The 12,813-nt window shown below is 51.6% G+C and carries 10 protein-coding genes; all 10 read right to left on the minus strand.

All coding sequences use genetic code 11. From position 1 onward, the window contains the following. Positions 1-398 precede the first annotated feature (398 nt). Complete coding sequence (gene tyrS / locus ABD949_RS23500; protein WP_345247824.1) at positions 399-1,703, minus strand: tyrosine--tRNA ligase; 1,305 nt, start codon at positions 1,701-1,703, stop codon at positions 399-401. Between the two features lie 39 nt (positions 1,704-1,742). Next, positions 1,743-2,945, minus strand: coding sequence for an S-adenosylmethionine:tRNA ribosyltransferase-isomerase (locus tag ABD949_RS23505; protein ID WP_345247576.1), 1,203 nt, complete (start codon positions 2,943-2,945; stop codon positions 1,743-1,745). Then, a complete protein-coding gene (locus ABD949_RS23510) occupies positions 2,938-3,453 on the minus strand; it encodes a hypothetical protein (protein ID WP_345247578.1) in 516 nt (171 codons plus the stop codon). The genes ABD949_RS23505 and ABD949_RS23510 overlap by 8 nt, the downstream gene beginning before the upstream one ends. An 81-nt stretch (positions 3,454-3,534) precedes the next feature. Continuing rightward, positions 3,535-4,776, minus strand: coding sequence for a lytic transglycosylase domain-containing protein (locus tag ABD949_RS23515; protein WP_345247580.1), 1,242 nt, complete (start codon positions 4,774-4,776; stop codon positions 3,535-3,537). Between the two features lie 152 nt (positions 4,777-4,928). After that, positions 4,929-6,116 carry a lytic transglycosylase domain-containing protein gene (locus ABD949_RS23520; RefSeq protein ID WP_345247581.1) on the minus strand — a complete coding sequence of 396 codons (1,188 nt, stop codon included), beginning with the start codon at positions 6,114-6,116 and terminating at the stop codon, positions 4,929-4,931. A 124-nt stretch (positions 6,117-6,240) separates the two neighbouring features. Continuing rightward, positions 6,241-7,098 carry a lytic transglycosylase domain-containing protein gene (locus ABD949_RS23525; protein WP_345247583.1) on the minus strand — a complete coding sequence of 286 codons (858 nt, stop codon included), beginning with the start codon at positions 7,096-7,098 and terminating at the stop codon, positions 6,241-6,243. Between the two features lie 303 nt (positions 7,099-7,401). Beyond that, positions 7,402-8,409, minus strand: a complete 1,008-nt coding sequence (locus ABD949_RS23530) for a lytic transglycosylase domain-containing protein (RefSeq protein WP_345247585.1) — start codon at positions 8,407-8,409, stop codon at positions 7,402-7,404. A gap of 125 nt (positions 8,410-8,534) precedes the next feature. Continuing rightward, positions 8,535-9,626 (minus strand): lytic transglycosylase domain-containing protein, encoded by a 1,092-nt coding sequence (locus ABD949_RS23535; RefSeq protein ID WP_345247587.1) that lies wholly within the window; start codon positions 9,624-9,626, stop codon positions 8,535-8,537. A gap of 189 nt (positions 9,627-9,815) precedes the next feature. Continuing rightward, the gene (gene recQ / locus ABD949_RS23540; RefSeq protein ID WP_345247589.1) at positions 9,816-11,948 is read right to left on the minus strand and encodes a DNA helicase RecQ; all 2,133 of its coding nucleotides are present in this window, start codon (positions 11,946-11,948) and stop codon (positions 9,816-9,818) included. Between the two features lie 138 nt (positions 11,949-12,086). Then, positions 12,087-12,725 (minus strand): peptidoglycan DD-metalloendopeptidase family protein, encoded by a 639-nt coding sequence (locus ABD949_RS23545; protein ID WP_345247591.1) that lies wholly within the window; start codon positions 12,723-12,725, stop codon positions 12,087-12,089. Between the last annotated feature and the right edge of the window lie 88 nt (positions 12,726-12,813).

Here is a 12,813-nt window from a genome sequence, read left to right on the forward strand (position 1 = left end):
TCTCTTGTGGTGTCGCTTTATTGAATTGGGACTGCAAAGGTAGCACTTTTTCTGTCCCGTGTCAAGTCTTTTGCTGAAATTATTTTTTGTATTTTCGGCAGAAGACCGCCCCGCCTGATGGGTGCTCCTAAAGTCCTGTTGTCAGTGCCTGTCGGAAGCGTCTCCCTCATTTGGGACTGCAAAGGTAGAGGCTTTTCTAGCCTTTGTCAAGTACGTGCCTGAAAATACTATAGTGGATTGTATGTCCCATCGGTTAAGTGCTTACTGTTCAACGACAACCGTCTGTAAACTTTTCTGACACAACAAAGGTGATCTGTATAGATCACCTTTGTTGTTTTAATCAGATGACAAAATAACAAATTTGGAGTGCTAACTGGCTCTATAAACAATTGCCTTCTTCACTGAACCCGCTTGAGCAAGTGGTTCTTTTTGCCTTTGGAAATAAGTAAATAACGTTCCTGAAGCCATTCCAGCTCTAACGGAGCTGCCGGGTTTGTAATCTTGGCCTTGTTGATACTTACGGCATTTTGGGTTATAGCCCGACGAGCTTCTCCCTTAGACGTGTATACCTCTCCCCTGGAGGCTATCGACAGCAAATCGGTTATATCTTTACAGCTCTCCAATTCATGAACACTAATTTCCGTCTGTGGGACGCCTTCAAAAACCACTTCAAATTCGTCGGCCTGTATAGACCGTAAGGTATCTATAGTGGCTTTGCCGTAGAGGACTTCGGACGCTTTGACAGCCAGGTTATAATCCACTTCAGAATGAACGCGGATAGTTACGTCCTTAGCCAATGCTTTTTGTAATATTCTAAGATGCGGAGCCTCAGCGTGTTGGCGCTCCAACTCTTCAATCTCATCTCTTGACAGTAAGGTAAACACGCGGATCAGGCGACTACAGTCCTCGTCGGCCGTGTTGATCCAGAACTGGTAGAATTGGTAAGGTGAGGTTAAGCGAGGATCGAGCCATACATTACCGCCCTCGCTTTTCCCGAATTTTGTACCATCAGATTTGGTTATCAACGGGGTTGTCAGGGCAAATGCCAGGTTTTCTTCGGAGCTTCCCTCATCATGCACTTCTTTCCGTCGAATCAATTCTGTACCCGTTGTAATATTTCCCCACTGATCAGAACCGCCCATCTGCAACCGAATGCCCTTATTCTTGTATAACCAATAGAAGTCGTAGCCTTGCAAAAGCTGGTAGGAGAACTCAGTGAAGGATATTCCGGTTTCAAGACGTTTCCTTACCGAATCCTTAGCCATCATATAATTAACGGATAGGTACTTCCCCGCTTCGCGCAGAAACCCTAAAAAAGAAATGTCCTTAAACCAGTCGTAGTTATTGACCATCTCAGCGGAGTTTGCGCCGGAGTCGAAATTCAAAAATCTGGTTAACTGCCTCCGGATACCCTCCTGATTAAGGGCAAGCGTTTCTTCGGATAAGAATTTTCGCTCGGCGGCTTTGAAAGAAGGGTCACCAATCATCCCTGTTGCCCCACCAACCAGCGCGAAGGGTTTATGGCCGGCCCGCTGGAAATGGACGAGCAGCATAATGGTGGCCAGGTTACCAATATGGAGCGATTCAGCCGTCGGATCAAAGCCGATATAGCCGGCAGTCATTTCTTTATTCAGTTGTTCTTCGGTGCCGGGCATCATGTCCTGTAACATGCCCCGCCAGCGGAGTTCTTCAATGAAATTGATCATACCTGATTTGAAGAGGTTGGTTGCAAAGATAGAGGTTCAGGGAATAAGCAGAGAAGAGTCGCCATAACTTAGGAAGCGATAGCCGTTGTCCAGTGCTTCATTGTATATAGTGCGCCAGGCGTCTCCCACCAGGGCAGAAATAAGGACGATAAGGGTTGAACCGGGCTGATGAAAGTTAGTAACGATTCCTTTGCACAGGCGAAAGGCATAACCTGGAGTAATATAAATGCTGGTGTGCGCGACTATAGAGACCTGCCGCGTATCGTCCATATACCGCAAAACCGCTTCGAGTGCCGCTCTGGGAGATGGTTGCTCTGGTACGGTCAATTGATAAGCGTAGTGCTGATCCAGGGTAAACGGATCAGGCTGGTTGCGTATTAGCCTGACGCCAATCCAGTATAAACTTTCCAGCGCCCGCATCGACGTTGTGCCTACCGGAATAATGGAATCAATATGCAAAAGCAGATTTTGAATATTCGCTTTCGTGTATACTACCTGCTCAGCGTGCATGGTGTGTTGCCGTACCTCATCCGTTTTTATGGGCTGAAAGGTACCCGCGCCAACGTGTAAGGTCAGGTAGTCATATGCAAAGCCCCGTTTCTCCAGCGAACGGAAAACGGCCGGGGTAAAATGCAAACCGGCAGTAGGAGCCGCTACGGCGCCTTCTTCTCGCGCGTAAACGGTCTGGTAGGTTTCCTGGTCGGCTTCAGTTGCCTCCCGCCGGAGGTAAGGTGGCAGAGGTATCCGACCAGCCTGATGAATCACGTCGGCAAAGCAGGTGGTGACCGGAGTCCACTCCAGCCGGACCAGCGACTCCTCATAGTGATGCCACTGCGCTCTAAGGTGAACAGAGCCAAGGTTGGTCTCCAGAATCTCTCCCGGCCTCCACCGCTTGCGGTTGCCGACCATGCATTGCCATACGCAGGAATGGGTATCCTCCATCGCCTGGGTAATGGGCCGATCGGCCGGTGTGGGATTCAGCAGGAAAAGCTCAATAACCGCACCAGTCGGCTTTTGGAAAATCAGCCGGGCCGGAATGACTTTCGTATTGTTGAAAACCAGAAAACTCTTCGCCGGCAATACCGCTGCCAAATTGCTGAACCGCTCGTGTGTAGTCTCTCCTTTCCGGTATATCAGCAATTTTGACTGATCACGCTGGGGTAGCGGAAAGCGGGCAATCCGCTCATCCGGAAGATCATATTGAAACTGACTTAACCGCAATACTTCGGCACTAATCATTGTCTACGGGAGAGGGTTTCATCATCAAACGAATGGGCAGCGAAACAATTACTGACCCGAAAATAATGGCACACAGCGGCAGCAACCAATTGAAAGACCAGACGTCGACCAGCCCCTGATCACGGTTTAACATGGACAAAACCAGCACGCCCAGCGCCACTACAGTGTTAATAGCTGCCATGAGGGCATAGAACCAGTTAATGACAATTTCGTTCAGTTGATCCCGGTGAGTAGCCCAGACCGCCCGGTTAGGTACCGGCACCTGCTCGGTCGGAATGCGCGGAAACAACCGGGCCATTGTATTAAGGAGGATATAATTGACCAGAAAGACGGCTACCACAATATAAAAAATGGTCTCACGGCCGATGAACTGAACCGGATCGCCGGCTTCGTCGAAAAGAACCCCTACTTCACCCGGAAAAGATATATAACTGTTAATGAGTGAGAACACTAAACCTAAGATGGACGCGAAGCGCCACACCCGAATACCGAACGTTCCTGCTTTCATAATGTAATGAATTGGGGCGCAAAGTTACGGCGGGAAAAACAAAGTTTCGCCGTTTGCCTGAAAGTCCCTGACCTTTATGTTTTATAACAGCCGCCAGGAGGTAAGCCAACCCGATTTCAGTGCTTTAGGTAAAGGCGCACCCGCCTGCCCGGTAGCCGGGTTGATGAGTAAAAAGGTAAGCGGAATCGACTCGTGTGTAGCCGCAGAAACCACTTTGAGGGTTCGGAGAAAAATCTGGCCACGGCTATCGATATCGTCCACTACGGCATGAATGATATCGCCAGCTTTTACAGTAGTTTCCCTGAGTTGCACGTCCTGGGTCATTTCAAACAACCAGATCTGGCCGAGTTTGGCTTTACCCGCTTTGGTGAGCCGGGCTTCAGCATCTCCGGCAAAAACAGTTTTTATAGATGCTTTTTTCTTTAAGATCCCAGCCAGGAGGCTATCGATCACAGCGGGATCGTTATCAGAACTGGTAAAACCTTCTTCCGTCGTAATCGACTCACCCACAGGCATAGGCTCATCGTCCTGTACCCATCCCATGCGTCGGGCCTGCTCACGCTCGCGTTCATAGGGATTATCGGTGTATGCCATCGGTCCCAGCGCCATGCGAGCATACTGGCCAGAGTTGGTAAATAGCTCCTTAACGGCCAGAATCCGGTATAGGTAGTAGCCGGTTTCTTCGTTTAGTGCCAATGTATAGTAGTCTTGCTTGCGCTGACGTACCATCTGGTTTTGCAGCATCCCGATACCGCCATTGTAAGCTGCCGCCACTAAGGTCCAGGAGCCCAGTTTGCGATACAAAAATTTGATGTACCGGCAAGCGGCCTCGGTCGATTTGACAAGATCTTTCCGCTCGTCGTTTTCCGACGTAATCTTCAACCCCATATCACGCGCGGTTTCATCCATAAACTGCCAATAGCCTACGGCACCGGCGGTAGAAACAGCGTTTGCCTTAAAATCGCTTTCGATCAGGGGGAGAAATTTGAAATCGTTAGGGATACCATGCCGCTGAAGAATAGGTTCAATGACGGCAAAGTAAGGGGCAGTCCGTCGCTTCAGCGCGTCGATGTGGCGACCGTACCCGGTACTCATCAGGGCGACAGCCAGTTTCTGCGAAACAGTGCTGTGTTCGGTGGGGACCATCTCCCCACAGAAATGCAGCCGGGGTACGACCGGTCGTACCCCAACGGGTCTGGCAGTACGGGCAACCGTTTTAATAGTCTTCTTGGGAGGGCTCCCGGCTAAGGAAACAGCGCAGGCAAAAAAGAACGTAATTAACGTAACACCAATGTATCTGATCAGTTGTTCTCCTCTACTCAAATCACTTCGCGTTTGGTCCAACATCAATAGACGTTAACGCTCGCGGTTGACTGATAGTTCGGTTAGGGCCGTTTAAATTAGGCAGTACCATCAGTACAGGTGACGTTACTAATACCTGTTACCCTGATAAATATACTGCGCTGACCAAGCGTTTATAGTACCTTCCACGTCAGGATCCAGCCGGACTTCATCTGGTCAACGGCAGGTAATTTGATACCGATCCGGCCGGTAGCGGCATCAACGGCGGCCAGAGCCAGATTGTACGTGCCCCGGTCGTTCAGGGAGTACAATTTTTCGGCACGCAGGTATAGTTTGCCGGTTTTGAGGTCAATATCTTCGACAGTGGCATACAGCAGATCGCCCTCTGCAACCGGCTTACCATCGGCTAAACCGTCGCGGGTCAGGTGGAAGACCCACACCTGGCCTGGCTGTAGATCACCAGCCTCGGCCAGCTTTGCCTTCACCCCACCCCGAAATACATCGGCAGCATTGGGCAGTGGCAGTTCATCCGGACGATTAGCCATTTTAGGTGCGTTGATTTGCCGAGCCAGCGCCGAGCGGGTTACCTCATCAAGGAACGTATCGGAGAGAATAGCCTCTTCACTATCTTCCTGCACATGGCCCTGAACAGGTTTGCTCAGAACGGCCAGTACTCTGGAGGGAAGATAGGGAGCGTAGCATTTGTAGTTGCCGAACAATTCCTTGAACGCCAGTACCCGGTATAAATAGCGACCGGTTTCGGCGTTCAGCTTTAGGTAATAGTAATCACGTTCCTGCTGTTTCCGGATGTTGCCCAGCAGATTGCCAATACCCGTATTGTAAGCCGCAGCGGCCAGGGTCCAGGAGCCCAATCGATTATGGAGATATCGCAGATACCGGCAGGCCGCTTCGGTCGATTTGTGCAGATCCCGACGCTCGTCGCGGGACGAACTGACGGTAAGCCCCAATTCACGGGCGGTAGCCGGCATTAGCTGCCAGTAGCCGGCAGCCCCTCTGGGCGATACCGCCCGGCCCCGCAGCGCACTCTCTACCAAAGGCAGGTATTTGAAATCAGAGGGAATTTTGTACTTCGCCAGAATGGGTTCAATAATAGGAAAGAAGCCGGCGGCCCGTTTACGGATCAGGTAGAAGTCGCTGTTCAGCGAGGAGTTTTTCACCAGCGCGGTTACCAGTCGCCGGGCCACTACTTCTTCCTGCAGGGGTACAGCTTCACCACAAAAGTAAACGGGGGGTAAACCATGAACAGATGCTAAATCCAGTTCCGGCTCCGCAGCCGGGGCAAATGAAATGCCAAGGGTAGCCCAACAAGCCACCACCAGGCCACAAATCAATTTTCTCATCTCTACGGTGGGTACTTATCAAACTCGCCACACAACCTTTCGACGCAAAAATACTCTACAGTAACAGTATAGTACTAATTAAATTTTAGTTCAATTCTTGAAAGACAATGAAATACGAGAACGGTTACACCCATTCCCAGCCCAGAACGGCCCGACGGGTAAGGACTATTTTCCGCTGTAAAAACCGGGGACGACGGAAGCGAAGCACCATCAGACACATCATACCTTTCACCGGTAACTCCGCCTGCTCATTAGTCCATCCGGGATTTTTCGCCTGCATAATGCCTGCCGCATTCGCCAGCCATTGCCGGGTTTCAGTGAGGGCACCCAGCAGGGAGTAATCCATTCGTGGGCCCCAGGCCATAGCAGCAAACTGGTCCGGCTGTTGTCTGGTGGTCACCAGGTTGCCTTCTTTATCAATTGAACAAGCCTGTACAGGAAGTGGACACGTCAGATAGGTCAGCACCTCTGATGACAGCACCGGACTATATACCTCCGGGTTGGTCAGTAATTCTTTATAAGCCAGTACCCTGAAAAGATACTGACTGGTTTCGTGGGGCAACTGGAGCTGGTAGTAGCTATCCTGTGGCTGCTTCTTCATCTGCCAGCGAACGCGGGCCATACCTCCGTTATAGGCAGCGGCCACCAATGTCCAGGAATGTAAACGCTTGTGTAGCCGCTTCAGGTGACGGCATACGGCCACCGTAGCTTTCTGAAGGTTACGTCGCTCATCCTGATCCGAATTGACCCGTAAGCCAAGTTCACGAGCGGTGGCCGGCATCAGCTGCCAGTAACCAACGGCACCTTTGGGTGATACGGCGTGATTTAACAACGCACTTTCTGCCAGGGGTAAAAACTTAAAATCAGCGGGTATGCCGTATTGGGCAAGCACGGGTTCAATCAGTGGAAACAAGAGGGTTGCCCGCTGGCGAATAAAATACAGGGTCGTATTCTGCGCGGCATTATTTGTAAGGGCCAACATCAGTCGCCGACCAACCAACTCATTAGATAGGGGGACCCCCTCACCACAAAAATTAACGGAAGGAAGTCCCCCTGCCAAGGCAGTTGTGGGGCTTCCTCCCGTTGCTGATGATATGCCTAAGATGATATAACAAGTTACACGACAAACTAATAGTAAACCTTTCATCCCAACTTTTTTTCGTGTTAGTGAATGTAGCTGAGACGCTAAACTAGTCTATAAGTCTTGTAAGAATATGGGTTTTAATGAAACCTTAACGAACGGCCCAACCAGAGGCTGTTCTTAACGAAATCTTAATGAATCTGCTCAGAGCCATTCCCACCAGTGGCGGGTAATTCCTTTCACCCATCTCCGGAAGCGGGGCAAACGGTCACGCAGCACCAGAACACCACCCATTACCGCCTTGTAAGGAACGCCATCCTGCTCCTGACCCTGCTCTTCTTCACGGCTCTTCTTGCGAACAACACCCGACGTTGCCAATAGGGAGCGTATGCTATGGGGTCCCCAACTCGTGTCGGCATTGAAAGCAAAGGAAACGTATCGGTGACCGTGTCCCGGCAGGTCAACAGTGTTGCCCTGGCCCGGCAGCGGCTGAATCAGATACGTCAGCGCTGTGGTGGAAATAATGGGGCTGTACTGAAGCGGCTTGGTAAGCATTTCTTTGTACGCCAGAATCCGGAAGATATAGAAGCCGGTTTCGCTGAATAATTTAAGATCGTAGAAATCCTGCTCTCCCTGCTGGCGCATCCGGGAGCGAACGTGCCCCAGCCCGCCGTTGTAGGCAGCGGCTACGAGGGTCCAGTTGCCAAGTTCTTTGTACAGATAACGCAGGTGGTGGCAAACCGCTTCCGTAGCTTTTTCGAGGTTATAACGCTCATCGTGACCATTGCCAACCTTCAGACCCAGATCGCGGGCGGTACCCGGCATCAACTGCCAGTAGCCAGCGGCTCCAACTCTTGATTTAGCATGGCTGATAAGATCACTCTCGGCAATAGGCAGGTACTTGAAATCAGCCGGGATGTCGTATTTCTTCAAAACCGGTTCAATGGCCGGAAAGAAATCGGCAGCCCGCTCACGAATGCCGTACAGGTTACTTTTTAAGGCAGCGCCCCGAACCATAGCCGAAACCATACGCTCCGCAACGGCTTCTTTGTGCGTTGGGACCTTCTCACCACAAAAATTGATTGAAGGAAGACCACCTGCCGCTGCCATCGCATACTTAGCGGAGGTTAATTCAGCACTCGAATTGGCAAGATGTGGCACGGCCAGGGTAGCCCATACGGCTACCAAAATAGACTTTGAAATAACTTTCATCTCAACAGTGGGTACTTGTTTATGACTTAAGTTTGAGATACAAAGTTATAACACATTAAGTCTATAGGCAAATAAGATTATGTAATTTAAGAAAACATTAATGCTGATTATTAGTTTATTAACGTTTATACCCATTCCCAAAAGTGCCTTGGGCGGTTGCCAGAGCCCTTTTTCAGCTGCAAAAACCGGGGCCGGCGGAAACGTAAAACCATGAGTGCCATCAGCTTTTTTATGGGTATGCCACCCTGTTCTTTGGTCAAATCAGCGTTCGTATCCTTGTTTGCCCCCACCGCATTTGCCAGCCATTGCTGCACATCGGAGGGACCATTCAGCAGCGACCGGACTACGCGAGGTCCCCAGGTTGGGTCGGTATCAGGGGGTGCTTGCAGTTGAGTATCAACATCTTCTTCCTCATTAACGTTCATTCTCTTCCGTTTAGTAAAACTCATAACCGGAAAGATGCGCCCAGACAAAGGCCGGGACAAGGATTTGATCAGCTGGGTAGGCAGCACCAGCGTATAGCCCCAGGGGTTGGTTAGCAATTCTTTCAGCGCCAGCACCCGGAACAGGTAATAGCTGGTCTCGCGGTTAAGGCGCAGGTCATAATAGCTCTTCTGGTTCTGGCGCTTCATGCGGGACTGGATCTGGCCCTCACCACCATTATACGCTGCGGCCACGAGCGTCCAGGAGCCAAGCTGCGAGTACAGGTAGCGCAGGTGACGGCAGGCGGCAATGGTCGCTTTGCGCAAATCGAAACGCTCGTCGTAATCCGGCGAGACTACCAATCCGAGTTCCCGGGCAGTCTGGGGCATTAGTTGCCAGTAACCGGAGGCTCCTTTGGGGGACACCGCGCTATAGATTAAATCGCTCTCGGCGAGGGGCAGGTACCGGAAGTCACGGGGGATACCGTATTGGCGCAGAATTGGATCAATGACCGGGAAGAATCCGGCGGCCCGTTTGCGCAGGCCATTCAGGTAATCGGAGCGGTACCCGTGTGATAGCAGGGTCTGTTTCCAGCGACGCAATACTGAGGATTGATAAATAGGAACCTGCTCACCGCAGAAAAATACATTCGGAAAAGCACCACCCAGGGTATCGACCCCAAGGAGCATCGGCTGGTTAAGTTGGTGTGTTGATGAAAGCGCTTTACTGGTATCAGCGAGTGAACCCGTATAAGCGGAGTCGGATGGGACGGCAGCCGGTTTTATGGTTGCCATCAATAATGATAGACCTACTTCTTTAAGCAAAACAGCGGTATTTGTTGTGATACATGCAGACGAATAAGCCTGGTCAATTTACCAGGCCCGTCCATTTTCATATCACGAATATAGCTGATTCCCTGATAGATACAAATCCATCATTCTACAAATTATCCAATGGCCCACTGCAAAATCAGTGCCAAACGATTATAAAAGTCCAACTACGACCTGTATCTTACCGTAGTCATAGCGACCATTGAGGTGATCATATATGGGTTTCAAACGGCCCTCAGTTATTCCTACGCGACGTATAGCAGCTTCAATTTCCGTTCGCTCAAAATCCGACACCAGTGCTTCTAGGTCGATGTTGTAACCTGCTTTTGCCAACTGCACCAGGTGCCCGGCAATTGAGCCAACGGTCAGGTTTCGCTCGGCGGCAATCTCCTCCATACTCATACCCCGGTTGTACAGTTCGAGCGTGAGCAATTGCGTTGAACCGCGCAGGCTATTGCCGTCTTTGGCGCGGCCGGTAACGTACTGGACGATCTCGCTGAGGAACCGCTTGCCGAACAACTCAAGCTTGCGCTCACCCACCCCACTCACGTTCCGCAACTTATCAGGCGTGGTCGGCCGCTGCTTCGCCATGTCTTCGAGCGTTGAGTCGGTGAAGACTACGTAAGGCGGTACGTTCTGCTCATCGGCGATCTTCTTGCGCAGGGCCTTCAGGCGGTCGAGGAGCTCATCGGAGGCCACTTCGGTTTTTGTTTTGGTTTTCTCAACTACCGGTTTCGGCGCATCGTCCGGGCGCACCAGGTGCAGTTTTCGATCGCCGAACAGGATCGAATCGGCCAGGATGCCTTTACGAAGGGCGTAGTGCTGGTCGTAGGCAATTTCGATAACGCCAATGTTGATGAGCTGGTGGAGGTAGCTGCGCCAGTCCTCAAAGCGCAGGTCGCTGCCAGCCCCGTAGGTTTTGATGAGGTGGTAGTTATTCTGGATGATGGTTTGGTTGCGCGATCCCCGCAGCACATCAATCAGCGTGTTCATGGGCACCTTTTCGTTCAGGCGCACAATGGCCGACAACGCTTTCTGGGCCAGCACAGTCCCGTCGAAGGTAACACGGGGATTGCGGCATACATCGCAGTTGCCGCAGGGCTCGGGCAGTTCTTCAGAGAAATAGCTCAGCAGAATCTGACGCCGGCAGGTATTTGCCTCCGCAAACTGCTGCATCCGCTCCAGCTTGGCGAGTTGAACGCCCAGATTGGCCGGAGCATTCTCCGCCAGTATGTCTTTATACATAGCCACATCGGCGAAGCTGTAAAACAGGACCGTATCAGACGGTAAGCCATCACGGCCCGCCCGCCCAATCTCCTGGTAATAACTCTCAATGTTTTTAGGCAGGTTGTAGTGTATTACCCACCGCACATTAGACTTATCGATACCCATCCCGAAAGCAATGGTAGCGCACATAATCCGCACATCGTCTTTCAGGAAAGCCTCCTGCACACGGGCACGCTGTTCCGGGTCCATACCGGCATGGTAATAAGCGGCCGAAAAGCCGCGATCCTGCAGTTTGGCCGCCAGCGACTCGGTCGACTTGCGGCTCAGGCAGTAGATAATGCCGGAGGTATTCGGCTTAAGCTGGAGCAGCCGCACGATCTGGCCCAGCCGGTTGGTGCCGGGCAGCACTTTCAGACTCAGGTTGGTACGGTTAAAGGAAGCAATGAATACGGCCGGATCAGTCAGTTCGAGCCGGTCGATAATATCCTGACGGGTCAGGCGGTCGGCGGTGGCAGTCAGAGCCACCACGGGCACGTCGGGAAAATGCTTCTTGAGGGCGTTGAGTTGGGTATATTCCGGCCTGAAGTCATGTCCCCAGGACGATATACAATGCGCTTCGTCGATAGCAAACAACGACAGCTTGCTTTTCTGGAGAAAGATAAAGAAAGCCTCCGACAGCAGCTTTTCCGGCGATACATACAGGAGCTTGATTTGACCCGCCAGGCATTGATCTTCAATAGTCCGCTGTTCGCGGCCGCTCTGGGTACTGTTGAGAAAAGCCGCCGGCACACCGTTCATATGCAGGGCTTCTACCTGATCTTTCATCAGGGCAATCAGGGGCGATACTACCACGCACAGGCCCGGCCTCATCAGGGCCGGAATCTGAAAGCATACCGATTTACCGCCACCCGTCGGCATCAGCACCAGCGTATCGCGGCCATCGAGAATAGCCTTGATGATTTCTTCCTGATTTGGCCGGAAGCGATCGTAGCCGTAGTAGCGCTTTAGGTAACCAACCGCCGAGTCAGCAACAAATGGAGAAGAGGAAGTCGTCGTCATACAATGTCAACCGCCCATGGGGAGCAATCAGTAAAGATACCCATCTTTTATGACGTTGAAAAGCGGGTTTTTAGTTCCGGTCTCCTGCTTTTTAACGGTAGTTTAAGGCCATCATATGGGCGAATCTCTACCAGACAGTTACAAGCCGGGAATGTGCAGCAGGCTGTTCGGATCGGGGCAAATGGACAGGTATCGTTCCCGATCAGTGAGCGAACAAACACCGGGGAAATCACCCCGCAGTCCGAGCATGTCGGTCATCAGCTGGAAGTGCAGGTGCGGGGGCCAGTCGCCATTTTCGGGAAACGGCCCGATTTCGGTCAGGAACTCGCCGGCCTTAAACGGCTTACCGACATACAGCCCCGCCAGCGACCGGCGGCTCAGGTGCCCGTATAAACTGTAGAGAGGCTTTCCGTCGACCTGATGCTCCAGAATAATGGTGGGGCCGTAATCGCCGAAGTTGTTGTTATCCTGAAAACTGTGGACCACGCCATCCAGCGGAGCGTACACCGGCGTACCGGCTTCGGCCCAGAGGTCAATACCCAGGTGAATGCAGCGGGGGTCCTCGGTTTGCTGGAAATGACTACTCCGACGGTAGATATCCCGATGTTCGTTGTAGCCGCCCACCCCGACTACGGCCCCGGCGGCTTTTAGCCTGCCGAAAACATAGTTTGTAAAAACGGCCGTGTTGGTCAGGTCCAGTGTAGCCAGATCAGGATTGCCGGCCGTAAAATCGAGAATGAGATAAGGATCGTTGTTAAAGTCAAAAGGCAGTAGCATACCGGGTAAACACAGCGGCTACGAAGAAAATTTCTCAGTACTCATTCCCCTGATTACTAGCTAAGAAAAATAACATATGACCTTTTAA

It is taken from the genome of Nibrella saemangeumensis (assembly GCF_039541915.1).
Lineage (GTDB): Bacteria > Bacteroidota > Bacteroidia > Cytophagales > Spirosomataceae > Nibrella > Nibrella saemangeumensis.